This is a genomic window from Ilumatobacter sp., from assembly GCF_965215205.1.
In the GTDB taxonomy this organism is placed as follows: domain Bacteria; phylum Actinomycetota; class Acidimicrobiia; order Acidimicrobiales; family Ilumatobacteraceae; genus Ilumatobacter_A.
Map to the genome: position 1 here is coordinate 20,126 of NZ_OZ244049.1, position 26,727 is coordinate 46,852.

At 71.2% G+C, this 26,727-nt stretch carries 26 protein-coding genes and 1 tRNA gene; 15 read left to right on the forward strand and 12 right to left on the reverse strand.

Annotation, left to right across the window (positions count from 1 at the left end; genetic code table 11):
• Positions 1 to 36 precede the first annotated feature (36 nt).
• From ACOOHC_RS00235 to ACOOHC_RS00255, 5 genes are all read left to right on the forward strand, one after another.
• Positions 37 to 606 carry a CGNR zinc finger domain-containing protein gene (locus ACOOHC_RS00235; protein ID WP_420452005.1) on the forward strand — a complete coding sequence of 190 codons (570 nt, stop codon included), beginning with the start codon at positions 37 to 39 and terminating at the stop codon, positions 604 to 606.
• Positions 607 to 721: 115 nt separating this feature from the next.
• On the forward strand, positions 722 to 1,609 hold the full coding sequence (locus ACOOHC_RS00240) for an arginase family protein (RefSeq protein ID WP_420452006.1): 888 nt from the start codon (positions 722 to 724) through the stop codon (positions 1,607 to 1,609).
• 198 nt (positions 1,610 to 1,807) lie between these two features.
• On the forward strand, positions 1,808 to 2,614 hold the full coding sequence (locus tag ACOOHC_RS00245; RefSeq protein WP_420452007.1) for an aminotransferase class IV: 807 nt from the start codon (positions 1,808 to 1,810) through the stop codon (positions 2,612 to 2,614).
• A gap of 17 nt (positions 2,615 to 2,631) precedes the next feature.
• Positions 2,632 to 3,510, forward strand: a complete 879-nt coding sequence (locus tag ACOOHC_RS00250; RefSeq protein WP_420452008.1) for an alpha/beta fold hydrolase — start codon at positions 2,632 to 2,634, stop codon at positions 3,508 to 3,510.
• Between the two features lie 148 nt (positions 3,511 to 3,658).
• Positions 3,659 to 3,898, forward strand: coding sequence for a helix-turn-helix domain-containing protein (locus tag ACOOHC_RS00255; RefSeq protein WP_420452009.1), 240 nt, complete (start codon positions 3,659 to 3,661; stop codon positions 3,896 to 3,898).
• Positions 3,899 to 3,917: 19 nt separating this feature from the next.
• Here ACOOHC_RS00255 and ACOOHC_RS00260 read toward each other — a convergent pair whose 3' ends face one another.
• The 4 genes from ACOOHC_RS00260 to ACOOHC_RS00275 all read right to left on the reverse strand — a co-directional run bounded on the left by ACOOHC_RS00260 (position 3,918) and on the right by ACOOHC_RS00275 (position 6,346).
• Positions 3,918 to 5,015 (reverse strand): tyrosine-type recombinase/integrase, encoded by a 1,098-nt coding sequence (locus ACOOHC_RS00260; RefSeq protein WP_420452010.1) that lies wholly within the window; start codon positions 5,013 to 5,015, stop codon positions 3,918 to 3,920.
• Positions 5,016 to 5,122: 107 nt separating this feature from the next.
• Positions 5,123 to 5,196 (reverse strand) — tRNA-Ala (locus ACOOHC_RS00265).
• A gap of 83 nt (positions 5,197 to 5,279) precedes the next feature.
• Entirely contained in the window at positions 5,280 to 5,879 is a 600-nt protein-coding gene (gene wrbA / locus ACOOHC_RS00270) for an NAD(P)H:quinone oxidoreductase (protein WP_420452011.1), read from the reverse strand.
• On the reverse strand, positions 5,876 to 6,346 hold the full coding sequence (locus ACOOHC_RS00275) for an LLM class flavin-dependent oxidoreductase (protein WP_420452012.1): 471 nt from the start codon (positions 6,344 to 6,346) through the stop codon (positions 5,876 to 5,878). The genes wrbA and ACOOHC_RS00275 overlap by 4 nt, the downstream gene beginning before the upstream one ends.
• Positions 6,347 to 6,534: 188 nt before the next feature.
• Between ACOOHC_RS00275 and ACOOHC_RS00280 the strand changes: the two genes are divergently transcribed.
• Entirely contained in the window at positions 6,535 to 6,981 is a 447-nt protein-coding gene (locus tag ACOOHC_RS00280; RefSeq protein ID WP_420452013.1) for a PGPGW domain-containing protein, read from the forward strand.
• 59 nt (positions 6,982 to 7,040) lie between these two features.
• Here ACOOHC_RS00280 and ACOOHC_RS00285 read toward each other — a convergent pair whose 3' ends face one another.
• A complete protein-coding gene (locus ACOOHC_RS00285; protein ID WP_420452014.1) occupies positions 7,041 to 7,220 on the reverse strand; it encodes a hypothetical protein in 180 nt (59 codons plus the stop codon).
• Between the two features lie 32 nt (positions 7,221 to 7,252).
• Between ACOOHC_RS00285 and ACOOHC_RS00290 the strand changes: the two genes are divergently transcribed.
• From ACOOHC_RS00290 to ACOOHC_RS00300, 3 genes are all read left to right on the forward strand, one after another.
• Complete coding sequence (locus ACOOHC_RS00290) at positions 7,253 to 8,791, forward strand: hypothetical protein (protein WP_420452015.1); 1,539 nt, start codon at positions 7,253 to 7,255, stop codon at positions 8,789 to 8,791.
• Positions 8,792 to 8,801: 10 nt separating this feature from the next.
• A complete protein-coding gene (locus ACOOHC_RS00295; RefSeq protein ID WP_420452016.1) occupies positions 8,802 to 9,731 on the forward strand; it encodes a hypothetical protein in 930 nt (309 codons plus the stop codon).
• Between the two features lie 181 nt (positions 9,732 to 9,912).
• On the forward strand, positions 9,913 to 11,571 hold the full coding sequence (locus tag ACOOHC_RS00300) for an alpha-amylase family protein (protein ID WP_420452017.1): 1,659 nt from the start codon (positions 9,913 to 9,915) through the stop codon (positions 11,569 to 11,571).
• A gap of 36 nt (positions 11,572 to 11,607) precedes the next feature.
• Here the strand turns inward: ACOOHC_RS00300 and ACOOHC_RS00305 are convergent, their stop codons facing one another.
• Genes ACOOHC_RS00305 through ACOOHC_RS00315 form a run of 3 tightly spaced genes read right to left on the reverse strand, consistent with a single transcriptional unit; the run spans position 11,608 to position 14,255 of the window.
• Complete coding sequence (locus ACOOHC_RS00305; RefSeq protein WP_420452018.1) at positions 11,608 to 13,455, reverse strand: glycoside hydrolase family 13 protein; 1,848 nt, start codon at positions 13,453 to 13,455, stop codon at positions 11,608 to 11,610.
• Between the two features lie 2 nt (positions 13,456 to 13,457).
• Complete coding sequence (locus ACOOHC_RS00310; protein ID WP_420452019.1) at positions 13,458 to 14,000, reverse strand: hypothetical protein; 543 nt, start codon at positions 13,998 to 14,000, stop codon at positions 13,458 to 13,460.
• Positions 14,001 to 14,012: 12 nt separating this feature from the next.
• Complete coding sequence (locus ACOOHC_RS00315; RefSeq protein ID WP_420452020.1) at positions 14,013 to 14,255, reverse strand: maleylpyruvate isomerase N-terminal domain-containing protein; 243 nt, start codon at positions 14,253 to 14,255, stop codon at positions 14,013 to 14,015.
• A gap of 128 nt (positions 14,256 to 14,383) precedes the next feature.
• Here ACOOHC_RS00315 and ACOOHC_RS00320 point away from each other — a divergent pair, with 128 nt between their 5' ends.
• The 4 genes from ACOOHC_RS00320 (at position 14,384) to ACOOHC_RS00335 (ending at position 18,920) form a co-directional block, all read left to right on the forward strand.
• Entirely contained in the window at positions 14,384 to 15,418 is a 1,035-nt protein-coding gene (locus ACOOHC_RS00320; RefSeq protein ID WP_420452021.1) for a TIGR03617 family F420-dependent LLM class oxidoreductase, read from the forward strand.
• Positions 15,419 to 15,501: 83 nt separating this feature from the next.
• Entirely contained in the window at positions 15,502 to 16,353 is an 852-nt protein-coding gene (locus tag ACOOHC_RS00325; RefSeq protein WP_420452022.1) for a ZIP family metal transporter, read from the forward strand.
• 128 nt (positions 16,354 to 16,481) lie between these two features.
• Complete coding sequence (locus tag ACOOHC_RS00330; protein ID WP_420452023.1) at positions 16,482 to 17,834, forward strand: hypothetical protein; 1,353 nt, start codon at positions 16,482 to 16,484, stop codon at positions 17,832 to 17,834.
• A 3-nt stretch (positions 17,835 to 17,837) separates the two neighbouring features.
• Positions 17,838 to 18,920, forward strand: coding sequence for a hypothetical protein (locus ACOOHC_RS00335; RefSeq protein ID WP_420452024.1), 1,083 nt, complete (start codon positions 17,838 to 17,840; stop codon positions 18,918 to 18,920).
• Positions 18,921 to 18,959: 39 nt separating this feature from the next.
• Here ACOOHC_RS00335 and ACOOHC_RS00340 read toward each other — a convergent pair whose 3' ends face one another.
• The 3 genes from ACOOHC_RS00340 to ACOOHC_RS00350 all read right to left on the reverse strand — a co-directional run bounded on the left by ACOOHC_RS00340 (position 18,960) and on the right by ACOOHC_RS00350 (position 23,070).
• Positions 18,960 to 20,264, reverse strand: coding sequence for a D-arabinono-1,4-lactone oxidase (locus ACOOHC_RS00340; protein WP_420452025.1), 1,305 nt, complete (start codon positions 20,262 to 20,264; stop codon positions 18,960 to 18,962).
• A gap of 96 nt (positions 20,265 to 20,360) precedes the next feature.
• On the reverse strand, positions 20,361 to 21,554 hold the full coding sequence (locus ACOOHC_RS00345) for an aminotransferase class V-fold PLP-dependent enzyme (protein ID WP_420452026.1): 1,194 nt from the start codon (positions 21,552 to 21,554) through the stop codon (positions 20,361 to 20,363).
• Positions 21,555 to 21,567: 13 nt separating this feature from the next.
• Positions 21,568 to 23,070 carry a mycothione reductase gene (locus ACOOHC_RS00350; RefSeq protein ID WP_420452027.1) on the reverse strand — a complete coding sequence of 501 codons (1,503 nt, stop codon included), beginning with the start codon at positions 23,068 to 23,070 and terminating at the stop codon, positions 21,568 to 21,570.
• Between the two features lie 122 nt (positions 23,071 to 23,192).
• Here ACOOHC_RS00350 and ACOOHC_RS00355 point away from each other — a divergent pair, with 122 nt between their 5' ends.
• The gene (locus ACOOHC_RS00355) at positions 23,193 to 23,705 is read left to right on the forward strand and encodes an NUDIX domain-containing protein (RefSeq protein WP_420452028.1); all 513 of its coding nucleotides are present in this window, start codon (positions 23,193 to 23,195) and stop codon (positions 23,703 to 23,705) included.
• 10 nt (positions 23,706 to 23,715) lie between these two features.
• Here the strand turns inward: ACOOHC_RS00355 and ACOOHC_RS00360 are convergent, their stop codons facing one another.
• Positions 23,716 to 24,393, reverse strand: a complete 678-nt coding sequence (locus ACOOHC_RS00360) for a histidine phosphatase family protein (protein WP_420452029.1) — start codon at positions 24,391 to 24,393, stop codon at positions 23,716 to 23,718.
• 130 nt (positions 24,394 to 24,523) lie between these two features.
• Between ACOOHC_RS00360 and ACOOHC_RS00365 the strand changes: the two genes are divergently transcribed.
• Positions 24,524 to 26,680 (forward strand): molybdopterin-containing oxidoreductase family protein, encoded by a 2,157-nt coding sequence (locus tag ACOOHC_RS00365; RefSeq protein WP_420452030.1) that lies wholly within the window; start codon positions 24,524 to 24,526, stop codon positions 26,678 to 26,680.
• Positions 26,681 to 26,727 lie beyond the last annotated feature (47 nt).

A 26,727-nucleotide genomic window follows, 5' to 3' on the forward strand; every position in this document is an offset into this window, starting at 1 on the left:
CCTTCGTCAAGTCGATGATGGTTATAGTGGGTTGGGATGGCGACCTATGAGCAGCCCGGCGGCGAAGCGCCCGCACCCGAGCGCCTCGCCAGAGTGCAGGACTTCATCAACACCTGGGACATCGAAGGAGAACGCGAAACCCTCACGAGCAGCAGCGCCCTTGCGGCCTGGTTCCGCGGACAGGGTCTGCTGTCTGGAAGGTCCAGGATCGACGACGGTGACGTGGAACGGGCGATCGCCATCCGTGAGGCTTTACGCGAGGCGTGCGTTGCGAATCACGACCGGGCCACGATCGACGAAGATGTCGCCGATCTACTCAATCAGACCGCCGAGGGAGCGAGCTATCGGATCGAGTTCACCGGCGACGGTGACCACCTCACCCCGACCGTCGGCGGCTCTACGGGTGCGCTCGGACAAATCGTCGCCGACGTCTTCGCTGCCCGAACAGACGGCACCTGGCAACGTCTCAAGGCATGCGCCAACCACGGTTGTCGATGGGTGTTCTACGACCATTCACGCAGCCGAACCAAACGCTGGTGCTCGATGGCGATCTGTGGCAATCGCCAGAAAGTCACCGACTACTACCACCGCCACAACGTCTCATGAACAACACCGCCGACATCCACCTTGCTCCGTTCGCCCACCACGGCTCCACCAACGTCACCACCCGTCGTCGACGCTCGATCGGGCGATGCCATCTCGACGCACAAAGGACACCACCATGACCCTGCGTCTCATCGGCGTGCCCACCAGCGCCGGCGCCTACGGCATCGGCCAAGAGCAGGCCCCTACGGCGCTGCGCGCCGCCGGACTCATCAACGCCCTCGGACCCGACATCGACGATGCGGGCGACCTCACGCCGACCCCGTTCGCCCCCGACCCCACCAGCCCCACCGCACAGAACCTCGACACCGTGCTCGCCGTCGCCCACAACGTCCGCCACGCCGTCTCGACAGCGGTCACTGCGAACGACATACCTCTCGTCATCGGTGGCGACTGCACCATCACCCTCGGCGTTGTCGCCGGCGTCCTCGACCACCAACCCGACGCCACCGTTGCCTACTTCGACGGCGACACCGACCTCTCCACACCCGCCACCACCCGCTCCGGAATCCTCGACGCCATGGGCATCGCGCACCTCCTCAACATCGACGGCGCCAACCAGCACCTCGCCACGGTCGGCGCAACCACACCGCTCCTCTCCGGAGACCACCTTGCGCTCATCGGCTTCGAAGACCGCGACCTCACCGACGACCACCGCACACTCCTCGACGACCGCGGCGTCAGCCTGTTCCCAGCCGAACAACTCCGAGAAGACCCCGACGACACCCTGGACCGAATCGTCGACACGCTCGGCGACCGACCACGAATCGTGCACTTCGACCTCGATGCCGTCGACTCCATCGACTGCCCGCTCGCAGAGTTCCCACACTTCAACACCGGAGTCACCCTCGACACCGCCACCCAGATCCTCACCCGACTCTGTGACACCGAGAACCTCGCTGCGGTCGTGATCACCGAGACCAACCCCCTCCACGACCCCGACAACCTCTACCTACCCCGACTCGTCAACACGATCAGCTCAGCCGTCCGACCATATACGCGATGAGTGACCCTGGTTCGGGCTCTGAGAAGGCGACCAGACCTGAACCGCCCACATCGCCACGCGCTGTGAAGCCTTTGACCCCTGCTCGGCACCGTTGCGCACGTTGACGTGAGCTTTGTCGCGCGGTAGACGGTCGGCATCGATGCCGGGTCCGCGACCGCCGCTCGGGCCCGGCCGAATCCGGTCCTATGGTGAGCGACTGTGTCCCAGGCAGCAGGTCAGCTCGACAGTTCGGATCCACTTCGGATCCTGGTGAACGGACAGAAGCCGTCGGTTCGTGATCTTCGCCACCCGGCGGCGATCAACTACGGCCACTTCACGTCGATGCAGGTTCGATCAGGAAAGGTCCGCGGACTGCAGCTTCATATCGAACGTATCGAACGGTCTCATGTCGAGTTGTTCGGCACGCCGCTGGACATCGAGATGGTGCTGGACTGCATGCGCTTGGCGGTGTCGGAGATGGCTGACTGCTATCTCCGCACTGTGCTCTACGAGTCCGAGCGCGGGACGACTGCGGTGATGACGGTCCAGCGTCCTGCGGTTCGACCCAGCGACACGCCGATCAGTTTGTTGCCGGTGGAGTACCAACGATCAATCGCACACGTGAAACATGTCGGGACGTTCTCCAAGATCTATCAGGCGGTCGTCGCGGAACGTGCCGGGTTCGACGATGCAGTTCACACAACGACCGACGGGCTGATCTCCGAGACCACCGGCGCCAACATCGGCTTCTGGGACGACGCCGGACGAGTGGTGTGGCCCACACAGCCCTCGCTGCCGGGGATCACGTGGCACCTCCTCGAGCCTGCGCTCGCTCAGCGCGGCGTCGAGTCGGTTCGCGAACCGGTCTCGGTCTCCGACGTGGCTGGCATGCGCGAAGCGTTTCTGACGAACTCGATCGGTATTGCCCCGGTGGGCAGGATCGGCGACCACGAGATGGGTGATCCGTCGGTCATCGTCGACCTGCTCCGCTTGACCTACGACGAGATCCCCTGGGATGCGATGTGAGCGCGTGCGGTGGCGAGGTGCGCTCGGATAGCCGAAGCCTGTTCGATCAACCACTTGTGAGGTCGGAATTGGCCGCCGGATCGACCGTCTGTCGCACGGCTGGCGGAGGACCTGCGGTGCTTCTCATCCACGGCTACCCCGAGACCCATGTCTGCTGGCATCAGGTCGCCGCGAAGCTTTCCGAGAGCCACACGGTCATCGCTCCCGATCTGCCCGGGTACGGCGACAGCGACGTGCCCCTCGATGATGACTCGAGCTTCTCGAAGCGGGCCATGGCCTCGTCGATGATCGAGCTGATGGGCGGGCTCGGTCACGATCGTTTCGCCGTGGTCGGCCACGACCGAGGAGCCCGAGTCGCGTACCGCATGGCGTTGGACCATCCCGATGTCGTCGAGTCGTTGACCGTCATCGACATCATCCCGACGATCGAGGAGTGGGATCTGATCGATGGGCCGACTTCGATCGAGACGTTCCACTGGCCGTTCCTCGCGCAACCCGACGGTCTGCCCGAAACGCTGATCGCAGGAGCGGCGGACGCGTGGCTCGATCATCTGATGGCGAGCTGGTCGAAGTACCCCGAACGAATCTCGGCCGAGGCGATGGCCGAGTACCGACGATGCTTCCGACAGCGCAAGGTGATCGACGGAACGTGCGCCGACTATCGGGCCGGAGCAGCCGCCGACATCGACCACGACGAGGCAGATCGCAACTCGGCGAACACGATCGACTGCCCGATCCTGGTGTTGTCGAGCGCCGGCCGAGGCGACCTCACCGAGATCTGGAGACGCTGGGCCACGAACGTGAGGTGTGAGGTACTCGACGGTGGCCACTTCCTGCCCGAAGAGAACCCTGACGCCGTGCTTCGGCATCTGCTCGCACACCTCCAACGGCACTGAGCCGGCTATCGCTGACCAGGCGTTCCTCGCATGGACGCCAAGATCACCACAGCGCCGACGGCAGGCGTGTGCGCCGCCATCGAGGTGTAACGCCGTCGCCCGGTGCGGGCCTTGGCTTCACGTCAGCGTTCAAGAGTTGGGAAGTGCGATGAAGCTCGAAGCGAAGAACTCAGCGCCGCCAACGGCCGAGGGCGGCCCATCACCGGAGCCGCTGGCGCTGCTCGGAATCCCCGAAGTCGCGGAGCGACTGGGAACACCGGAGCGGTTCGTGCGGCGTCTCGTCGCCGAACGCCGAGTGCCGTTCCACAAGGTCGGCAAGTACGTCCGATTCGATCAACGCGACATCGATCGGTACCTCGCAGCGCAACGAGTCGAAGCGCTGATCTGAACGCGCGGTCCTCGATCGATCAGTCGAAGAGCCGATCGATCGACGACGCGACCTCTGCGTCTCGCAGGTCGACGAGGTGCTGGTAGCGCAGGGCAGCCCTCGGCGACGAATGACCCATCCTGGCCATCGACTCACGGATGCTCGCACCCGCCGTCGCGTTCAGCGTGCCGGCGAGATGCCGGAGATCGTGGAACGTGTAGTCCACGCCAACCGACTTGCGTGCGTTCTCCCACACGCGCCGCCAGACCGTGAGCGTCGGCGTCTGACCGGTGCGCCGATCGACGATGAGGAGGTCATCGTCACCGAACGGCCCGAACGAATCGAGGTGGTCCACGATCGTCGGCGTCACCACGGCGGGCACCACGAGCCGCCGGATGCCGGCGCTCGTCTTCGGTGGCTGGAGATGGGGGACATTGCGCACGAACACGACCGCCGACTCCACGGTCACCGTCCACACGCCATCCGCCTCGACGAGGTGGCGCCGCCTGAGTCCGAAGCACTCACCTCGCCGGAGCCCGACGACCGCAGCCAGCATCGCCATCAGTCGGTACTCGGGCTTCACGGCGTCGACGAGCCTCATCGCCTCCGCGATCGACGGCGTCTGGCGCTCCTGGGTTCGCTCCACGGCAACGCCCTTCAATGTGCAGGGGTTGGCCCGCAGGAGCAGATCGTCGACCGCAGCCGACAAGATCTGGCGGAGCAACCGGTACGCCTTGGCGGTCGTGACCACGCTCTGGTCACCTTCGCTCACACGGCCGTGCCAGCGGCGAATCGTGGACGGGTCGATCTTGCCGACCGGCACGTCGCCCAGCCTGGGAAGGATGAACGCGTCGAGCAGGTAGCGGTAGAGGTCGAGAGTCTTCGGTCGCAGATCGGTCCTTCCAGCGAGCCAGGTGTTCGCATACGACTCGAACGTCCGCTTGGTCCCGGTGGCGTCGAGCGCCTGACCGCGGTCGAGATCGGTCTGCATCTCCGACAGCCAGCGTGTCGCCTCGACCTTGGAGGCGAACGAGCGACCGGGGGTCACGCGCTGGCCCGTGACCGGGTCCGTGTAGTCGGCGCCCCAGCGCCCGGAACGGTGCTTCCGGACCGAGCCGAATGTTCGCCTTTGACCCACGCTGACGACCATACGCCTCCTCTGCTACGCGTGCAATACGCGTGCAAGCGGGTCTCGTCGGAGAACGAGAAAGCCCCCGGCAGCTTCGCTACCAGGGGCTTTACCGGTGGAGACGATGGGAATCGAACCCACGACCTTCTGCTTGCAAAGCAGGTGCTCTAGCCAACTGAGCTACGTCCCCGTGATCGTCGTCCCGGCCTCAGGACGCGCTCACGTTACCGGGCCGCTCGTCGCGCACGCGAGCGAACGGCCCGGCAGCACCCGTCAGGCCAGCTTCGCCGCGATGGTCGCGAAGTGCTCGCCGTAGCCCCGCGCGATCGAGATCTCCTCGTCGCTGAGCGACGTCTTCGACCCGTCGGTCGGGCTCAGGTGCGTCGGACCGTACGGTCCGCCGCCGGTGCGGGTCGAGCCCATCTGCTCGTTCGCGTAGCCGGCGGGGACGATCACCATGCCCTGGTGGTACGCCCACGTCGACATGGTCAGGATCGTCGACTCGTGGCCGCCGTGCATCGTCGCGGCCCCGGTGAAGAAGCCGACCGGCTTGCCGACGAGGCGCCCCGACTGCCACAGCGGCCCGGTCTGATCGATGAACTGCGACAGCTGAGCGGCCCGGTTCCCGAAGCGGGTGGGCGAGCCCAGGATGATCCCGTCGAACTCGGGGAGCTCCTCGACATCGGCGAACGCGATGTCGGACTGCGCCTCGGCGGCGGCCTTGGCGTTGTCGTCCATCGCCTCGTCGGGCATCAGCTCGGGCACGCGGCGCAAGGCAGCGTCCCCTCCCGCCGATGCGATCCCGGCGGCGACCTCCTGCGCGAGCGCGTGGGTGGTTCCGTAGGTGGAGTAGAAGACGATTCCGATGGTCATGCGCTCATGGTTGACGCGACAACGATCTCACAAACGTGACGGAGAGCACCCCTCCGAACTCGGCCCGAGCCCAGCTCGGCGGGGCGTGGTGGAACGGTCCGACACGCTGAGCACCCGGGTGCGGGTGCCGGGGACGTCGTCAGCCGTCGCGACGGGCAGGCAGCCGGGCGAGGCGGTCCGCCAGCCACGTACGCGGGGTGACGCTGGGGGAGGATCACGATCCCGGTGCCCAGCCGCAACGTCGTCGAGCAGGCCGCTGCGTGGGCCGACCACACCACCGGGTCGCACAGCACGACGTCGTTCAGCCCGTCCAGGCCTCCGTCGGCCTTGAACGGGGAGCGCGACGACGACGTGGACGGGGTGAGCACGTGCTCCACCGCCCACAGCGATTCGACGCTCGCTCCCTCGCAGATCTCCACGGCGAGGCGCACCTCCGCGGGACGTGTCCACACGGTGTTCGCGGACATCAGACCGAGCTTCACGAACCACGCCCGATCGGAGCTCCGTCCATCGGACCATCCTCACGGACCGTGCCCGCTCACGCTCCATCGGCGGCGCCGACGTCGAGCGCTCCGCGCGGGTCGGACGGGCTGCGGTGCGCGACCGCCACGTCGAGAGGCCACACTGGGTCGATGACCCACGACGGTGATCGGACATGACCGCGCTCGGGAAGGTAGGACGTCAGGGCAAGCGCATCGGCGTCTTCCTCCTCGGCACCCTCGTGGTGCTCGCCGGGATCGCCCTGCTCGCGCTGCCCGGCCCCGGCGTCGTGGTGATCATCGTCGGCCTGCTCATCCTGGCGACCGAGTTCGACTGGGCTCAGCGGCTGCTCGACATCGTCGTCGAGCGCGCCGCCGACGCGGTCCGCAAGCTCCAGGAGTCCAAGGGCGGCCGGATCATGCTCGCGCTCTCCGGGGTGGTGCTGATCGCAGCCGGCATCGTCGTGATCGTCGTGTTCCCGAGCTTCATCGTCGCCGGGATCTCGCTGATCATCGCCGGCGTCATCGGTCTCGCCACGCTCCATCCCCGCGTCCAGCAGTGGATCGACGACAAGGCGCTGAGCGGGACGAACCAGGTCGACGACGTCCCGTCACGCGGCTGACGGCTCCGACCCTCGTCCCCGCCCCGCTCCCGCCCGACCGCCGGTCGACGTGCGCGGCGTCAGTCGTCCTTCAAGGCGACGGCGTTCGGCGTCACGTTCATCTTCGGCTCGTACTCGGCGAGCTCGACGACGCGCCCGTCCGAGCGGAAGGTGGCGATCAGCTCGGCCCGGCAGCTCGGGCACGGACCGTAGAACTCCGCCTCCGCGCTCGTGGCGCATCGAGGGCAGGTGAACTCCACGGCTCCGACGCTACCGCGCCTAGATTCGCGGCGTGACCGATCGTCGGCGGCCGAGCTCCGAGCCCGACGACGTTGACCCCCTCGACGGCGGCGAGCCCCCGGCCGAGGAGGGCCCCGGCGACGACGAGCAGCGCCACGACGAGCGCGATCGCGACGACGAGCGAGGCGACGACGAGCCGTCCCCTCGTGACCGGTACGACGATCCCGACGACGTCGACGACGACATCGACGACGACGACTGGGACGAACCGAACTACATCGTGCGTCGTGCGATCCTCGTCGCGGCGGTCGTCGCGGTCGTCGCGATGGGGGCGATCGTCGTCGGTCGGATCATCGGCGACGACGGATCCGACACCTCGGCGACGTCCGAGGCGACGGAGTGGAACACCGTCGTCTCGCTCACCGACTCGGGGATCGACGTGATCGAGCGCGGTTCGGGCGACGAGGTCGCGTCCTACGACGACGACGACCTGCTCGACCACCGGACCGTCGTCGCCGGCGACGTCCTCCTCTCGCTCAGCGACGCCGGGCGCCTGACGCTCGTCGACCTCTCCGACGGTTCGACCCGCACCCGCCGGGTCGAGCGCGACCAGACGCTGCTCGTCAGCCCGGACGACCCGTCGGTCGTGTTCGTGGCGGGCGACGGTCGCGGGGACGTCGTGATCGTGCTGAGCGCGGAGGGACGCCTCCTCGGGCTGGCGGACGTCACCGACGTCGAGTCCCCCCTGATCGATGCGGGCGACGTCCTGATCGCCCCGTCCGCCGGCCTCGCGGCGGTGCCGGTCCCGAACATCTTCCAGTCGTTCGTCGTCGACCTGGCCGAGGAGACCGCGGTCGCGCTGGCGGGCCGGGTTGTGGCCCTCGACGACGACGTCGTCGTCACCGAGCAGCCGGCCGGCGACGTGTCGGAGATCGAGTTCTCCGACCTCGACGGCGAGGAGATCGCGACCGTCGACGTCCCGGCGCCGATCGCGACCCTGCTCACCCCGTCCGGCGACCTCCTCGTCGTCGCGGCCGACGGCTCGGTCGGCACCGCCACGACCGGCGGCGACCTCGACGAGCACGACGACCTCGTCGACGCCGACGGCCGCCGGGTCGACGTCCGATCCGGCGACGTGGTCGCGGACGGCGATCGGATGGTCGTCACCGGTGACGGCCAGATCACCGTCCTCGACCCCGACGGCGAGGTCGTCGCCACCTTCGTCGGCGAGCTCGCCGAGCCGCTCACGAAGGCGTCGCGCTGCGCGATCGTGTCGTCCGAGCGCGGTGGGCGGGCAGCCACCGTCGTCGACCTCGACGACGGCGCCGAGATCGGCGACATCGGGCGCGGCTCGATCACCGACGTGTCCGTCGACGGCTGCACGATCTCCATCGTCGACGGCGGGAACCCGCAGGTGTTCGCCGCCGGTGAGGTGGTGGCCGTCGACGCCGACGAGGTGCTCGACCTCACCCCGGACGGCTCGGCCTACATCGCCCGGACCGGGACCGAGCGGTCGCTGGTCCGGATCGACGGTGGCGACCCGATCGATCTGCCCGACGGCGACTCCCTCGTCCTGTTCGGCCGCCGGTGACGTCGTGACCGTGGACGAACCCCCGCGCGACGGTCCGTCCGAGATCGCGGACGATGGCTTCGTCGAGGTCGTCGACTCCGACACGGTGTGGCGGTTCGAGCGCGGGTTCCTGACCTCCCGGTGGCGCTGCCTGTTCGGCGACGGGTGCAAGGGGATCCTGTCGCGACCCGCCGAGGAGCTCGGCCAGGGGTGCTGCTCGCTCGGTGCGCACTTCGGCGACGGACCGTCCGGGCAGGAGGAGGCGCGGCGGATCTCGGCCTACGTCGCGCTGCTCACCCCCGCCCGCTGGCAGTTCCACGGGGTCGGGACCGCGGAGCACGTCCCGCCGAGCGGACCCGATCCGTCCGAGCGTGCGGGCGTCGACGACGATGCCGAGGCGATGGGCGAGGTCGCTTCGGAGTCCACGTCGCCGACCGACCCCCGACGGGCCGACGACGTCGGGGTCCCGGCGAGCGCGGCCGAGGCCGCGACCGGGGCCGACGCTTCGCCCGACGCCGCGGTCGCGGTCGCGGTCGCCGGGTTCTACGGCGACGCCGAGCGGAGCTGCACGCGCGTCGTCGACGGGGCGTGCGTGTTCCTCAACCGACCCGGCTTCGAGGGGGGTGCGGGGTGCGCGCTGCACATCGCCGCCCTCGAGGCGGGCGATTCGCCCACGGAGTGGAAGCCGTCGGTGTGCTGGCAGCTCCCGCTGCGCGTCGACTGGTCGCTGCAGCACGACGAGGAGCCCGACGGTCCCGAGACGGCGACCGTCCGGCGGTGGTCGCGAGCGGACTGGGGCGAGCACGGCACGACGATGGCGTGGTGCTGCACGGAGCGCTCGGACGGGGGCGAGGCGTACTCCGGGGACGAGATGGTCGTGGACAGCCTCGTCGACGAGCTGACCGAGCTCGCCGGCGAGACCGTCTACGTCGAGCTCCGCCGCCGCCTGCCCCCACGCTGACTCCGTCACGACCGCACGCGCCCGCCCATCCATCGATCTGCGTCTGGTCGCGATCCCGGGCGCGACGCGCAGGAGGTGACGACCGGACCGGCGGGTCGACCGGGGTCGCGTGCGCACGGGACGGGGTCGACGGGGGGGAGCCTCCGTGGAGGGGGCGGATCGCGCGTGGCAGGGTGGGTGCATGGACATCCCGACGACGGCGGACCTGTGGTGGAAGAACGCGATCGTGTACTGCCTCGACGTGCAGACCTTCGCCGACTCGAACGGCGACGGGGTCGGAGACTTCCCCGGGCTGACCCGCCACGTGGATCACCTCGCCGGACTCGGCGTCACCTGCATCTGGCTGATGCCCTTCTACCCGACCGCCGATCGCGACGACGGCTACGACGTCGCCGACCACTACGCGATCGACCCGCGCCTCGGGACCTTCGGCGACTTCACCGAGTTCATCGCCGTCGCGCGCGACCGCGGTCTGCGGGTCATCGCCGACCTCGTCGTCAACCACACCTCCGACCAGCACCGCTGGTTCCGGTCCGCGCGCACCAGCCGCGAGTCTCCTTTCCGCGACTTCTACGTGTGGCAGGACGAGATCCCCGACGACGGCCCCGCCGGGGTCGTGTTCCCCGGCGAGCAGGAGGGCGTGTGGACCTACGACGCCGACGCCGGCCAGTACTACCTCCACCGCTTCTACCACCACCAGCCCGACCTGAACGTCGCGAACGAGGCGGTGCGCGACGAGATCCGCAAGGTCATCGGGTTCTGGCTCGCCCAGGGCCTGTCGGGGTTCCGCGTCGACGCCGTGCCGTTCCTGCTCGAGCTCGACGGGATCGACCAGGCGATGGACATCGCCCCGCACCAGTACCTGCGCGACCTGCGTGCGTTCATGCAGCGGCGGCGCGGCGACGCGGTCCTGCTCGGTGAGGTCAACCTGCACTTCGAGCAGCAGCGCCGGTTCTTCGGCGACGAGGACGGCGACGAGCTGACGATGCTGTTCGACTTCATGGGGATGCAGGCGACCTACCTGGCGATGGCGCGCCAGGACGCGACGCCGCTCGCCGAATCGATCCGGTCGCGACCGGAGATCCCGCGGGCCTCGGCCTTCGCCTCGTTCCTGCGCAACCACGACGAGCTCACCCTCGACAAGCTCACCGACGAGGAGCGCCAGGAGGTGTTCGACGCGTTCGGCCCCGATCCCGACATGCAGCTCTTCGACCGCGGGCTCCGACGCCGGCTCCCCCCGATGCTCGGCGGGGACGACCAGCACGTGCGGATGGCGTACAGCCTGATGTTCGCGATGCCGGGCACCCCGTCGCTGTTCTACGGCGAGGAGATCGGGATGGGCGAGAACCTCGACATCGAGGGGCGCCTCGCCGTGCGCACACCGATGCAGTGGGACTCGGGCCCCGCCGGCGGCTTCACCACCGCGCCGCCCGACGCCGCCACCCGAGCGCTGCCCGACGGCGACCGCTCGCCCGCCGACGTCAACGTCGCCGACCAGCGGACCGACCCCGAATCGCTGCTCAACTGGTTCGAGCGCCTCATCCGCCTGCGCAAGGACGTCCCCGAGATCGGCTTCGGCGAGCACACCGTCCTCGAGACGGAGGTCGACTCCGTCCTCGCGCTCCGCTGCGACTGGGAGGGCCGCACCGTCGTCACGATGCACAACCTGGCGAAGAGGAAGGCCACCGCCCGGATCGACCTCGGCGACGCCGACGGGGCGGTGCTGCGCGACCTGATCGGGACGAACGAACCGATCGAGGTGGCCGACGGGGCGACGAAGGTCGAGGTCGCCGCCCACGGGTACCGCTGGTTCCGCCTCGTGCGCCCGTCGGGAGCCTGACGCTCGGCTCGCCGGACGACGCACCCAGCACGTGGATCAGCGGCGTCGGTGGACGCGCGCCTCCCACGGCTGGAGCACCAGCTCGGCACCGAGGGGCGCGGGGTCGGCGACGTTCGCGATCACCACCTCGATCGTGGCGTCGCGCGTCGTGGCGTCCACCCAGTCGCCGAGCTCGTCGGTGTCGACCGCCACGGGCTCGCCCGTCGCGTTCGCGAGGACGAGCAGCCGGTCGTCGCCGAGGGTGCGGGTGAACGCGTAGATCGACTCGTCGTCGGCGAGCAGCATGGCGAACTCGCCGTCGACGACGACGTCGAGGTCGTGGCGCAGCTCCACCAGGCGGCGGTAGTGGTGGAACACCGAGTCGGGGTCGTCGCGCTGATCGGCCGCGTTGATCTCGGTGCGGTTCGGGTTGATCGCGATCCAGGGCTCGCCGGTGGTGAACCCGGCTCCGGGCGACGCGTCCCACTGCACCGGGGTGCGTGCGTTGTCGCGCGACCCGGCGCGCAGCTCGGCGAGGATCTCGTCGTCGGACGCGCCGGCCGCGCGCGCGTCGACGACGTGGTTCGCCGCCTCCACGTCGCGCACCTCGTCGAGGGAGGTGAACGGGTAGTTCGTCATCCCCAGCTCCTCGCCCTGGTACACGAACGGAGTGCCGCGGTGGAGGTGGAGCACCGTCGCCCACATCGTCGCCGAGCGCTCCCGGTGCTCGCCGTCGTCACCGAAGCGCGACACGACGCGGGGCTGGTCGTGGTTGCACCAGTAGAGGCTGTTCCACCCGGTCTCGGCCAGGCCGACCTGCCAGCGGTTCATCACCGCCTTGAGGTCAATGAGGCGCAGGGGCCGGACGTCGAAGCGACCGCGCTCGCCGTGGTCGACGCCGACGTGCTCGAACTGGAACACCATGTCGACCTCGGCGTGGTCGGGGTCGGTGTAGGCGATGGCGTCGTCGACGGTGACGCCCGGCATCTCCCCCACCCACACGAGGGGGCGCTCGCCGCCGGCGCGGTCGGCGGCCTCGTCACGCGGCCCCCCGCCCGTCTCACGTCGCATCTCGGCGAGGAACTCGTGCATCCGCGGCCCGTCGACGTGGTGCGGCATCCCGTTCCCGAAGCGACCGCCGGGTCGGACACGGCCGTCGGGGAGCTCGGGATCCTTCGAGATGAAGTTGATCACGTCCATCCGGAACCCGTCGATCCCGCGATCGAGCCACCACCGCATCATCTCGTACACGGCGGCGCGGACGTCGGGGTTCTCCCAGTTCAGGTCCGGCTGCTTGGTGCTGAACAGGTGCAGGAAGTACTCGGCGGTCGCCTCGTCCCACCGCCACGCCGGACCGCCGAAGACCGATCCCCAGTTGTTCGGCTCGGCTCCGGGCTCGCCTCCGGCCATGCCGTCGCGCGGCGGCCGCCACCAGTACCAGTCGCGGCGGGGCGAGTCGGTCGCGGACCGCGACTCGACGAACCACTCGTGCTCGTCGGAGGTGTGGTTGACGACGAGATCCATGAGCAGGCGGATGCCGCGCTCGTGCAACGCCTCGACGAGGGCGTCGAAGTCCTCGAGCGATCCGAACAGGGGGTCGATCCCGCGGTAGTCGCTGATGTCGTAGCCGGCATCGTCCTGCGGGGAGGGGTACATCGGCGAGAGCCACACCGCGTCGATGCCGAGCTCCACGAGGTGGTCGAGCTTCGACGCGATGCCGGCGATGTCGCCGACGCCGTCGCCGTCGGAATCGGCGAAGCTGCGCGGGTAGATCTGATAGATCGTCGCAGTCCGCCACCACGGACGGTCGGTGCCGTCGTGGTCGTCGTGGTCGTCGTCGGGTGTCCTCGCGGTGGCGTCGTCCGCGGGCGTCGCGGCGTCGCGCTCGGGGGTCGTGGACGGCACGATCAGATGACGTCGATCGCGTCGAGCACGGCGGCGACCCTGGGATCGTCCACGTCGCCCGTGCTGGTGGAGCGCCAGTCGGCGCGCTTGGTCCCCCACGACACGAAGTCGTGCGCCGTGGTGCGCACCACGGGGGCGTCGTCGTCGACCCCGTGGGCGACGACCCACCGCGGTCCGGCCTCGGGATCGCCCGGGGTGAGGCACCAGCTGTCGGCGGCGACGCCGTCGAAGACCAGGTTGACCGGCTGGCGCGGCGCGCCGTCGAGGGCGTCGGCGCACATCTGGGGTAGGCCCGCCAGCATCCACTCGAGGGTCGCCGCGAGCACCGTCGGGTCGCGCGGGAGATCGGCGGCGCGGGCGATCGCGGCGCCGATGTCGTGGCGCAGGTGGCAGTAGTGGTCGAACGCGATCGCGTTGCCCAGCAGGTGCATCGGGTGCTCCCCGAGGTCGGACAGCGACACCACCGTGTCGGCCATCGGCGGGTCCTGCACCGCGCCGAGCGCGGCGAGGCCCTTGACCGACCACTCGTCGTACGCGTCGCGCACCTGCTGCGTGCTCTAGTCGCGACGTGCGCGCACGGGCACCTCGGCCGCCTCCTCGGCCTTCGCGCCGTCGCCGGTGTCGATCGACTCGGGCTCGGCGATCTGCTGGTGCACCGACGCCATGTGGGTGACGACGTCCTGCACCCTCCACCCCTCGCACGCCGACGGCGCCTGCCACTCCTGGTCGCTCATCGAGGCGAGGAGCTCGCGCACCCGGCCGATCTCCGCTTCCAGTCCCGTGATCGCCTGCTTCGACATGGCACGACGGTAGCGACCCGACCCGACCCGAGTCACACGAGGGGGTCCGGACGCCCGGCTCCCGACCTCCCGTTCCGACTCCGGCTCCGGCTCCGGTGCCGCGACCGCCGACCGGTACCGTCGCCCGGGTGCGCGTCGACGTGATGACGACCCCGAGCGCCCTCGCCCGGATGGGCGATGCCGCTCGAGCGGCGCGACGGGCGGGCTTCGACGGGATGGTGCTGGCCGAGGGCGCACGCACGGCGTTCAGCGCGGTGACCGCCGCCGCCCTGGCCGAGCCCGACCTGGACTTCGCGACGGGGGTCGCCGTCGCCTTCCCGCGCAGCCCGATGATCACGGCGCAGAACGCCTGGGAGCTCCAGGAGCTCACCGGAGGTCGCTTCCGCCTCGGGCTCGGCACCCAGGTGCGCACCCACGTCGTGCGCCGCTACGGAGTCGAGTTCGATCGCCCCGGACCCCGCCTGCGCGACCACGTGCGCGCGGTCAAGGCGTGCTTCGCCGCCTTCCGCGGCGAAGCCCTCGACCACCGCGGCGAGTTCCACGAGCTGACCTTCCTGAACCGGCGGTGGAGCCCCGGTCCGATCGCGTTCGCCGACCCCGCGGTGGACGTGGCGGCCGTCAACCCGTGGATGCTGCAGATGGCGGGGGAGGTCGCCGACGGCGTCCACGTCCACCCCCTCGGCCACCCGGGGTACCTCGAGCGCCACGTGCTGCCCGGCATCGCTCAGGGTGCGATCCTCGGCGGTCGCTCACCGGGCGACGTCGCCGTGATCGTGCCGGTGACGACGATCGTCGGCGACGACGACGCCGAGCGCCACGCATCGCGCGAGGCGGCGCGCACCGCGCTCTCGTTCTACGGCTCGACCCCGAACTACGCGTTCATCTGGGACGAGGCCGGGTTCGAGGGGACCACGGAGCGGATCCGGGCCCACCGGGGAGCCGGTGATCTCGACGCGATGCGCGCCGAGGTCACCGACGACCACCTCCAGGCGTTCTGCACCACCGCCGACTGGGACCACCTCGCCGACGCCCTCGTCGAGACCTACCGGGGCAGCGCCGACCGCCTCGTGATGTACAGCGCGGCGGGTGCCGACCCCGAGACGCTCGAGCGCTACGGCGCCGTGGCGCGCGACGTCTCCCGGCGCACCGCCCACGACGGCTGACCGCACGGCGAGCACCGCTCGGACAGCGCAGCTCCCCCGACCTGGTGTCGCCCACCGCGCCGGCGGTGGGTGAGGATGGGGCGGTGTGGACCGCGCTGCTGATCGGGGTGATCGGGTCGAGCGCCCTGGTGATCGGGGCGGTGGTCGGATCGTGGTGGTCCGCGCCCGCTCAGGTGACCGGGGTCCTGCTCGCCTTCGCCAGCGGGGCGCTGATCGCGGCGCTCGCGTTCGAGCTGTTCCCCGAGGCGGTCGAGGTCGGCGGGCTCGGGCCGTCGGTGCTGGGGTTGTTCGTCGGGGCGATCGTGTTCGTCGTGGTGAACGCGCTCGTCGACGCTCGCGTCGCGAGCGGGGCGGGCGGCGCGGCCCGAGCCGGTGGGGGGGACGCTGCGGACGCCGCAGCGGGGGTGCCCGACGCGCTCGACGGCGCGGAGGCCGACCAGAGCGACAAGCTCGCGCACAGCGCCGCCGGTCGTGGCGGCGCGTCCACCGGACCGGGGATCGCCTTCGCCCTGCTGGCCGCCGTCACCCTCGACGGGGTGCCGGAGAACCTGGCCCTCGGCGTCACGCTCGAAGGGGTCGGCGGCGAGCTGAGCGGCGTCACCGCGCTGCTCGTCGCGGTGTTCGTGTCCAACCTCCCCGAGAGCCTGGTCGGTTCGATCGCGATGCGCTCCGCCGGGCGGTCGCGCGGGTTCGTCGTGTCGATCTGGGCGGCGACGGCGGCCGTGCTCACCCTCGCCGTCGTGGCGGGAGACGGTCTCGCCTCGCAGATGTCGCCCGGCGCGCTGGCCTTCGCGCTGGCCTTCGCCGGCGGGGCGGTGCTGGCGTCGCTCGCCGACACGCTGATGCCGGAGGCGTTCGAGCACGGTCGCCCGTTCAACGCGCTGAGCACGGCGCTCGGGTTCCTGCTGGCCTTCGTCCTCGCCCACCCCGGCTGACCGCGACGGCGGCCGGCGCGCTCCGCCGTCGCGGCTCGCGCCACGTCGGCGCGTCGGGCGAGTCGATCCGGGCCGACGGGGTCGACCTCGGTGCGCGCGGCCACGTCCGCCGCACGGTGGGGTACAACATGCTTCGACCCGAACCGCCCGAGACCCCCGTGCCACCCACCCGCCGCCTCCTCCACCTCGTCGCCGGCGCGCTCGCCGCCATCTCGGCGCTGCTCGCCACCGGCGCTGCGAGCCACGCGCAGAGCACCTCGCTCGGAGCGGGCGGGGAGTACTTCCCGGTCACGCCGACGCGCGTCTTCGACGCCCGCGTCGGTGCGAACAGCACCACCGCCGTCGACGTGTGGGTCCGCGACGCCGGCATCGACCGCGACGACATCCTCGCCGTCGCGGTCAACATCACCCTCGCCGACGCCCGCGGAACGGGGTACCTGAGCGCGGCGGCCTCCGGCGCCGCCGGGCCCGGTGCTCCCGGCGCGTCGCTGCTCAACTTCAACCGCCCCGGCGACGTCGTCCCCAACCTCGGGATCATCGGCGTCGACGACGCCCGCCTCGACGTCCGACTGGTCACGAACGCCGGCGGCACGAGCCGCCTGGTCGTCGACGTCGTCGGCTACGTCACCACCTCGTCGCACACCGCCGGACGTGGCGCCCGCCTCGACAGCCTGGAGCCGACGCGCGTCCTCGACACCCGCACCTCGTCGCCGCTCGGCCCGCGATCGAACCGCTCCGTGCAGGTGGCCGGTCGGGCCGGCGTGTCCCCGGACGCGACCGCCGTGGTGGTGAACATCACCGGGATCAACTCCCGCGCCGACGCCGCCGACACCTACCTCACCGCCAGCGCCGCACCGGTCCCCGTCGGCGCGACCCCGGGATCCTCCAACGGCAACTACCGACCGGGGGCGATCGTGGCGAGCCTGGCGATCGTCGAGCTCGACTCGTCGGGCCGGATCCACCTCTACAACCGGGCGGGCCGACTCCACGTGGCCGTCGACGTCGTCGGCTCCCTCGAGCCGCGCGCCGACGAGACGACCGCCGGTCGCATCATCGCTCTCGAGGAGCCGTTCCGCACGATGGACACCCGCGCCGAGGCGTTCGACGCCGTCAAGCTCGGCGACCAGCAGTGGGAGGACCTGCGCTTCGACGACTTCGCCGACTCGATCAGCCTGAACGGACGGCCGGTCGGCGCGCAGAGCTCGCTGCTCGCGAACGTCACCGCGGTCGCGCACACCCAGGCTCGGGCGTCCGATCCACCGACGACCTACCTGTCGCTCACCCCCGCGCACGCCGGCGGCGGCCACCCCGCCGGGGAGGCCGACGTGTCGAACATCAACGTCGTCGCTGGTCGCACGATCGCGAACGCCGCGGTCGCCACCTACGGCGCCACGAGCCGAGGCGCCGAGGTGGTGTCGGTGTTCAACCGCCGAGGCGCCACCCACTACATCATCGACGCCTACGCCGTCATCCTGGACTGAGCCATGACACCACGCACCACCGTCCTCGCCGCCGTCGCGGCGCTCGTCGGCCTCGCCGCCTGCGGCACCTCGACCGGCCTCCCCGACGATCGCCTGCCGGCGGTGACCGCCGCCGCGGCCGCCGACGAGCCCGCCGCCCTCGCACCCGCCGAGGTCGTGATGCAGGCGCTCACCGGCGCGGTCACCGGACCGGCCGACGTGAGCCGGGCGCGCCCCGCGGACCGGCTGAACCCCCCGGAACCGCCGGCGGAGGTCAGCGACCGCCCCGAGGTCTACCTCGCGTTCTACGGCTCGGAGGGCCTGCTCGGGCGCGACGGCCAGTGGACCTACGCGCGCACGAACATCGACGGTCTGTGGGGCAACGGCTTCGCCGAGCCGAACTCGATTGACAAGGCCGTCTCGCTCGCCAAGTCGGTCGGCACCCTCGACCTCGTCGTCGAGCACCCGATCACGCTCGGCAGGACCTGCGTCGGGTTCCGTGACGACAGCTACTGGAAGAACGTCGAGGCGCGCGGCGCGTTGTCGTTCAACCGGATCGGGATGTCGATCTACGCGGCCGAGAACCCGGGCTGCTGGGGCGACGTCGGCGGGGTCGGCGGGGCGCGCGCGCACTACGGACCGATGGGCTACGGGGCGATCGAGACGCTGTACCAGCCGCAGAACCTGACCGGGGCGCAGAACACCGCCAGCTTCCCGACGATCTCGCCGGGCAGCGCCGGGGACGCAGCGCTGCGATCCGGTGACGGGATCGGCATCGAGTGCCCGCTCGACGTGTGCACGGGCGGCGGCTACGCGGACGGCTTCTTCCGGGCGATGACCATCGCTCGCGACCGCGGCGTCCCGTTCACCTGGTTCACCGGCTACTCCGACAGCTACGGCATCGGCGAGCGGGGGTGGCTGGCCGAGATCCAGAGCATGTACCGCAACGTGTCGTTCCGGGGCCTGTGGCGACCCGGCGACCGCGTCGTGGTCATCAACTACGACGGCTACCCGGCTCTGCCCGAGCGCGCCGGCGACGGCTCGTTCGCGGACACCACCGCGGGCATCCTGGGCTGGCTCGTCGCGCAGAGCCCGATCCGCGGCTGAGGCCCGAGCGGCCGCCCGGTGACCCGGGCGCCGGGGACCTCAGACGGGTCCGAGGACGCGATCGGTGTAGGCGTTCGCGAAGGTCCCCGCCGGATCGAGCTCGCGGCGCGTGCGCTGGAACACGTCCCACTCGAGGTAGCGATGGGCGAGCGTCGCCGACGACTGGAAGTGCAACTTGCCCCAGTGGGGACGACCGTTGTAGTCGTTCATGATGTTCTCGACGCCCTGGAAGTACGCCTCGTGGGGCGCGCCGACGTACTGGTGGATGGCGATCCACCCCGATGCGCGCCCGTTGGCGGTGGACAGGGCGATGTCGTCGCCCGCCGACGCGCGCACCTCGATCGGGAACAGCGGCGGGAAGGGGAGCGACTCGACCAGCGCGGCGATCCGGCCGAGCGCGTCGGGGACGGCGTCGAAGGGGACGCCGTACTCCATCTCGAGGAAGCGAACCCTGCGTGGGCTGCAGAACACCCGATCGCTGCGGTCGATCAGCTCGCGCTCGGACGCGCCCGTCATGATCAGCTTCGCGATCCTCGGCGCCGCCGCGGGGAACCGGCGACCGACCCGGCACACCGCGCCGAACGCGAGGTTCTCGCCGATCCACTTGTCCTTCACGTAGGAAGCCCGCGACGGCGGGTCGGCCTCGGCCGAGGTGCGGGTGTTGCGCTTGACCTGGCAGCGACGGGCACCGGGCATCCAGTAGAACTCGACGTGGTCGGTGCCGTGCATCACCCGCCCGAAGTCGGCCACGACGTCGACCAGGGGCTCGATCGTCTCGACCGCGTGGAGGTTGAACGCCGGGACGCAGCGCAACGTCACCTCGGTGACCACGCCGAGCGCGCCGAGCCCGACGCGCGCGACGCGCAGCAGCTCGGGATCGGTGTCCTCGTCGATCCGCCGCACGGAGCCGTCGCCGACGACGAGGGTCATCGCCACGACGGTGGTGGCGAGGTTGCCGTGGCCGGCGCCGGTGCCGTGGGTCGCGGTCGAGATGGCCCCGGCGATCGACTGGCGGTCGATGTCACCGAGGTTGGGCAGCGCGAGGCCACGCACCGCGAGCGCGTCGTTCAGCGCGCCGAGCCGGATGCCGGCCTGGACGGACACGTCGAAGCCCTCCGCCCCCCCGACCCCGATGACGCGATCCATCGAGTCGAGCGAGATCAGCGTCCCGTCGGTCATCGCGATGTCGGTGAACGAGTGACCGCCGCCGACTACCTTCACCCGCCGTCCCTCGGCCGCCGCGGCGGACACGACGGAGGCGACCTCGTCGGTGGACACCGGCTCGTGCACCGACGCCGGCGCGCACCTCTGGTTGCCCGCCCAGTTCCTCGTCGCGACGCCCACGACCCGCAGGGTACGCCCCGAACCGGCTGCCGGCCCCACGGCGCCGTCGAGCGCCCCGGTCGTGCGTCGGCAGCGAGACGAGCCGCTCGGTCGACGTCACAGGGCGCGCACGGCGTCGACCACCCGGTCGAGCTCGTCGGCGGTGGTCGTGCAGTGCACCGACAGCCGCGTCGCCGGCGGGACCCGCCGCGCCGCCATGTCCGCCAGAGCGGATCCCGCGAACGTCACCGTCGTGTTGATCCCCCGGTCACGCAGCGCGCTCGACACGTCGTCGGCCGCCAGCTCCGGGTGGGTGGCGGTCACGATGCCGCAGCGGACGGCCCCGGGATCGTGGACGGCCATGCCGACGTCGGCGAGTCGTGCGCGCAGCTCGTCGGCCCGCTGCGCGATCGTCGCCTCGATCCGGTCGATCCCGAGCTCCAGCGCGACATCGACCGCCGCGCCGAGCGCGAGCCACCCGGCGACGGAGTGCTCCCAGTGCTCGAAGCGCCGCGCCCCCTCGACGTAGTCGTACCGGTCGAGGTCGAGCCACCTGGCGCCGTGGTGGTCGGGTTGCGACGGCACCACCCGGTCGAGGATCCCCGCCCGGGCGTAGAGGAAGCCGGTCCCACGGGGGCCGCGGAGGAACTTGCGCCCGGTGCCGGAGCAGAAGTCGCAGCCGAGCTGCGCGACGTCGACGTCGAGCTGACCGACCGCCTGGCACGCGTCGAGGAGGAACGGGACCCCGGCCGAGCGGCACAGCGAGCCGACGGCGGCCGCCGGGTTGACGAGCCCGCTGCTCGTCGGGATCCACGCGAGCGACACCACCGCGACGTCGTCGGGTCGCTCGAGGACCGTCGCGAGGCGGTCGAGGTCGATCTGGCCGTGGCCGTCGCTCGCGACGCGCTCCACGACGACACCGAACCGCTCGGCGGCGTGGAGCAGAGCGATCTGGTTCGCTCCGTAGTCGTGGTCGTGCGTGACGACGCGCTGGCCGGCACGCATCGGGATGGACCAGAACGCTGCGTTCCACGCCGCGGTGGCGTGCTCGGTGCGCGCGATCTCCGACGGGTTCGCCCCGAGCATCGTGGCGAGCGACGAACGCACCGCGTCGGAGCGCTCGGCCGCCTCGGCGGCGGCGCGGTACCCCCCGATCGCGGCCTCCCGTCGGAGGTGGTCGATCTGGGTGTCGAGCACCGCGCGAGCGGGCAGCGAGGAGCCGGCGTGGTCGAGGTGGATCAGGTCGCCGTCGCAGCCCGGGGTCGCCGCGCGGATGGCGGTGACCTCCTCGGCGGTGAACGGCGCGGTCACGACCGGTGCGCCGTCACGGCTCGCGCCCCGTGATCGCGCCTCCCGCCTCCTCGTCGAGACCGGGGCGGGCCTCGTCGTCGGGGGGCGAGGGATCGACGTCGTCGGCCGAACCCTGGTCGCCCCCCGCCTCGTCGTCGAGCGCCTCGAGCAGCGCGTTCTCCACGACCTCGGTGAGCGCGGGGTGGATGTAGAACACGTCGTGGGCGACGCAGGCGGCGGTCGTGCCCAGCTGCATCGCCTGCACGATGGGCTGGATCAGGGTCGCGGCCTGCGGTCCCAGCACGTGCCCTCCCAGGATCATCCCGGTGTCGGCGTGCACGATCACCTTGGCGAACGACGTCTCGTCGACGAGGGCCCACCCGTAGGCCGTCCCGGAGTAGTCCCGTCGACCGACGCGGATCGGCAGCCCCGCCGCGCGCGCCTCGGCCTCGGTCAGCCCGACCGTCGCCACCTGCGGGTTCGAGAACACCGCTCCCGGGACCGCCGCGTAGCTCTGGTGCCGGATGTCGTCGGGATGGGTGATGTTCCAGAACGCGATCTTCGCCTCGGCGTTCGCGAGGTGCTTGAGCTGGTAGCTGTTGGTGAGGTCGCCGATCGCCCAGATGCCCGCGACGTTCGTGGCCATCGTGTCGTCGACGTGGACGGTTCCGTCGTCGTCGCACTCGATCCCGGCCGCCGCGACGTCGAGCAGGTCCGTGTTCGGGCGTCGACCGGTCGCCACGAGCACCTCGTCGACGACGACCTCGCCGTCGGGGTGCTCGATCGCGATCCCCCCGTCGTCGCGCCGCACGACGCTCTCGGGGACGTGACCGAGGCGCAGGTCGACGCGCTCGCCGAACACCTCGACGAAGCGCCGGCGGATGTCGTCGTCGAAGCCCCGCAGGAGGGTGTCGGACCGGTTGAGCACCGTGACCCGAGATCCGAGCCCCGCGAAGACGTGACCCATCTCGACGGCGATGAAGCCCCCGCCGATGATGCCGAGGTGCTCCGGCTGCGACTCGAGTCGCATGATCGTGTCGGAGGTGTGGAACCCGACCTCGTCGAGGCCGGGGATCGGCGGCGACGTCGGCCGCGCTCCGGCCGCGAGGAGCACGTGGCGAGCGGCGATCGACCGCCCGTCGACATCGAGGACGTGGGCTCCGTCGACGACCTCGCCGGTCAGTCGGGCCGTGCCCTCGATCAGGGTCAGGTCGGGCGTCCCGTTGGCGCGGTAGTCGCGCCCACCCGCCGAGATCGGGTCGATCCGGCCGAACACCCGATCGCGGATCGCTCCCCAGTCGGCACCCTCGAAGGTGGTGCGGATCCCGAGCTTCTCCGAGTGCGACGCCTCGAGCGCCTTGTCGGCCGGGAGCACGAACATCTTCGAGGGGATGCAGCCGACGTTCAGGCAGGTGCCGCCGAACGTCGAGCGCTCGACGAGCGCCACCCTCCATCCCCGCAGGTGGTCGGGGATCGAGTTGCCCGATCCGGATCCGACGATGATCAGGTCGTAGGTCTCGACGTCACGTTCGCTCACGGGGTCATGAAACCACGCGAGCCCTCCTTTCCTTCCCCCGGCGGCGAGGTGGTGCGGTGACCGATCTCGCACCACGCCCGTCCGGCGTTGGTTCGGGGGGCGCGCTGGGCCACAGTGTCGGGGTGTTCGAACGACGGAGCGGCGACGGGTTCCTGCGCTGCGGGGACGGCCACGTCCGGTGGGGGATCTTCGGGGCGGCCGGCGTGGTGTTCGTCGTGCACGAGGACGGTGCGCCCCGGGTGATGCTGCAGAAGCGGTCCGCGATGGCCCACGAGGGCGGGACGTGGTCGTGCGCCGGTGGCGCGCTCGATCAGGGGGAGATGCCCCTCGAGGGCGCGCTGCGCGAGGCGAGCGAGGAGATCGGCGCGGTCCCGGCGTCCGCTCGGGTGGTCGGCGAGTACGTGTTCCGGCCGTCGCCCGACTGGGCCTACACGACCGTGGTCGTCGAGGTCGCCGAGCGCTTCGGAGCGTCGATGAACTTCGAGACCGACGCCGTCGGCTGGTTCACCCTCGACGAGGTCGACGGGCTCGCGATCCACGCGGGGTTCGCCGCGGCCTGGCCGCACCTGCGGCGGATCGTCGGAGCCGGGGTGGCGACCGACCCCGGCGAGGGAGCCGGCGGCGCGCACGCCTGAGCGAGCGGTCTCAGACCGGGGCGGGGGCCTGGACGTCGTCGGAGACGCCCACGAGGTGGGTGTGGTCGTTGAACCGCACCATCCGCCACCCGCCCTCGGCGTCGACCACCCACTCGCTGATCGACGTGTTCATCGGGCTCGCGAGCGGGATCGTCGACAGGTCGTCCGTCCCGCCCGGCCAGCGACCGACCGCCGTGGCCATGATCACGCCTCCGTGGCAGACGACCCACACCGTCGAGCCGCGGCACTCCTCGGCGACGCGGTCGAGGGCGGCGCGCACCCGGGCGCTGAACTCCGCTCCGGACTCGCCGCCGGGGGACAGCGGAGCGGACCAGTCCTGCCACGGGGCCACGCCGTAGCGCTCGGTGTACTCGGCGATCGTGAGGCCCTCGGCCTCGCCGGAGGTGCGCTCGATCAGGTCGGCGTGCTGCTCGACCTCGAGCCCGGTCGGCTCGGCGATGACCTCGGCGGTGCGCACCGCGCGCAGCATCGTGGACACCATCACCCGGTCGGGGCGGATCGTCGGATCCGACTCGAGTCGGTCGCGCAGGGCCTCCGCCTGGGTCACCCCGAGGTCGGTGAGGCCTCCGCACGTCTCCTGACCCGAGAGCCAGCCGCCGGCGTTCGATGCCGACTCCCCGTGTCGGATCAGCACGATCCTCGCTTCGCGGTTCGCCTGGTCGCTCATCGTCCCAGCATGCCACCGCGACACCGCGCGGCCCCGATCTCGTCGGAGCGGACGGGCTCGGCCGGCGGCCGGGCGGGTGCGCGCCGGAACCCTGTTCGGTCGTCGCGTGGAGGGGCGTAGCGTCGTGGGCGTGACGATCGACGGTGGTGGTGGTGGTGGTGGCGGCGCGACCCGGGCCGTGAGGGGCGCCTGCCACCACGACTGCCCCGACTCGTGCGGCTGGATCGTCACCGTGGACGACAGCGGACCGGTGCCCGTCGCGCTCACGATGCGGGGCGACCCCGAGCACCCGTCGTCGCGCGGCGAGCTGTGCCCGAAGGTGAACCGGTTCCTCGACCGGGCCGCGAGCCCCGACCGGCTGCTCCACCCGATGCGCCGGGTCGGACCGAAGGGCTCCGGCCGGTTCGAGCGGATCACGTGGGACGACGCTCTCGACGAGATCGCGGCACGGCTCCACGAGGTGATCGACACCCACGGCGCCGAGGCGGTCCTGCCCTACTCGAGCGCCGGCAACCAGAGCCTGCTGTCGATGTTCGTCGCCGGTCACCGCTTCTTCCACCACCTCGGCGCCACCCGCCTCGAGCGGGCGATCTGCGGGGTCACCGCCGGGGTCGGCACCGCGATGGCCTACGGCACGGGTGCGAGCCTCGATCCGAGCGAGATGGAGCACTCGCGCCTCATCGTGCTGTGGGGGACCAACACCCGCCTCACCAACCGCCACCTGTGGCCGACCGTCCAGCGCGCCCGGGCGCAGGGGGCCCGCCTGGTCGTCGTCGACCCGATCCGCACCTCCACCGCCCGCGCGGTCGACGAGTCGTGCGGCGACCGGTTCGTGCAGCCCCTCCCCGGGACCGACGTCGCGATGATCCTCGCGATGATGCACGTGCTGTTCCGCGACGGCCTCACGGACGACGACTGGATCGCGCGGCACACCGTCGGCGTCGACGAGCTGCGCGCCGAGGCCGAGCGGTGGCCCCCCGAGCGTGCCGCCCGGGTCTGCGGCGTCGACGCGACGGTGATCACCGAGCTCGCCGTCGACGTCGCGACGACCCGTCCGACCGCCCTGCGGACCCTCATCGGGCCCGAGCACCACGCGAACGGGGCGTCGTTCTTCCGCGCCCTGTCGTGCCTGCCCGCGCTCACCGGGGCGTGGCGCGATCGCGGCGGGGGCTTCTCACGCAGCGTCGGCCACTGGACCGAGGGCGGCATCGACCTCGCCGCCGCGGCGCGACCCGACCTGCTCGGGCGGGACCTGCCGCGCTCGGTCAACATGAGCCGGTTGGGCTCCGTGCTCACCGAGCTCGACCCGCCGATCCACGCCCTCGTCGTGTGGAACTGCAACCCGCTGGTCACCACCCCGAACGCGAACGCGATCCGTGCCGGGCTCGAGCGCGACGACCTGTTCACCGTCGTCCACGAGCAGTTCCTCACCGACACGGCTCGCTACGCCGACATCGTGCTCCCGGCCACCACCCAGATCGAGGCCGACGACGTCGTCGTCCCGTGGGGGCACCTGTGGATCACCCACAACGAGGCGGCGGTCCCACCCGCGGGCGAGTCGTGCAGCAACACCGAGCTGTTCCGTCGCCTCGCCGCCGCGGTGGGCCTCGAGGAGGAGTCGCTCCACGACGACGACGACGCCCTCGTGCGCCAGGTGCTCCCCGGGATCGACCTCGACGACCTGAAGCGGCGCCGCTGGATCCGCGCCCCGTACCCGGCCGACGGTCGACCCTGGGGCGACCCCGACGGAGCGACCCCGATCCCGACCGCGACCGGTCGCGTCGAGCTCGCGTCGGATGCGATGGGGTCGCTCGGGTTCGGGCGGGTGCCGACCTTCGTGGCGCCCCCGGAGTCGGCGGTCGACGACGACTCGGGGGGCCGCTACCCGCTCCAGCTGCTCACCCCGAAGCGCCACGTGCGCTTCCTCAACTCGAGCTACCCCCAGCTCCCGAAGCACGGTCCCCCCAAGGGCGGCCCGTACGTCGAGCTGCACACCGACGACGCGGTCTTCCGCGGGTTGCACCCGGGTGACGTCGCACGGGTCGTCAACGACCGCGGGAGCGTGGAGGTCGAGGTCCGCACGTCGGATCACCTGCGACCGGGCGTCGTCGCGATCCCGTTCGGGTGGTGGTCCGCGGACCACCGCGACGGGTCGGTCGCGAACTCGCTGACCAGCGATGCCCTCGTCGACGCCGGGGGCGGCGTCGCGTTCGGCGACACCCTCGTCGAGGTCGTCCGCGTGGATCGCGCCGGCGACCCCGCCACGCCCGTCGGCGCCGCTCGATGACGTCGGTCGAGGCGTCGGGCGCACCCCACCCGATCGGTCGTGCGCCG

Bases quoted from the DNA above. Each gene is read 5' to 3' on its own strand.
- wrbA (WP_420452011.1), bottom strand. From the start codon at position 5,879: ATGACCATCGGAATCGTCTTCTACTCCACCTACGGAACCACCCACGCG.
- ACOOHC_RS00360 (WP_420452029.1), bottom strand. From the start codon at position 24,393: ATGAGCGACCAGGCGAACCGCGAAGCGAGGATCGTGCTGATCCGACAC.
- ACOOHC_RS00300 (WP_420452017.1), top strand. From the start codon at position 9,913: ATGGACATCCCGACGACGGCGGACCTGTGGTGGAAGAACGCGATCGTG.
- ACOOHC_RS00280 (WP_420452013.1), top strand. From the start codon at position 6,535: ATGACCGCGCTCGGGAAGGTAGGACGTCAGGGCAAGCGCATCGGCGTC.
- ACOOHC_RS00335 (WP_420452024.1), top strand. From the start codon at position 17,838: ATGACACCACGCACCACCGTCCTCGCCGCCGTCGCGGCGCTCGTCGGC.
- ACOOHC_RS00275 (WP_420452012.1), bottom strand. From the start codon at position 6,346: ATGTCCGCGAACACCGTGTGGACACGTCCCGCGGAGGTGCGCCTCGCC.
- ACOOHC_RS00240 (WP_420452006.1), top strand. From the start codon at position 722: ATGACCCTGCGTCTCATCGGCGTGCCCACCAGCGCCGGCGCCTACGGC.
- ACOOHC_RS00255 (WP_420452009.1), top strand. From the start codon at position 3,659: ATGAAGCTCGAAGCGAAGAACTCAGCGCCGCCAACGGCCGAGGGCGGC.
- ACOOHC_RS00235 (WP_420452005.1), top strand. From the start codon at position 37: ATGGCGACCTATGAGCAGCCCGGCGGCGAAGCGCCCGCACCCGAGCGC.
- ACOOHC_RS00330 (WP_420452023.1), top strand. From the start codon at position 16,482: ATGCTTCGACCCGAACCGCCCGAGACCCCCGTGCCACCCACCCGCCGC.
- ACOOHC_RS00315 (WP_420452020.1), bottom strand. From the start codon at position 14,255: ATGTCGAAGCAGGCGATCACGGGACTGGAAGCGGAGATCGGCCGGGTG.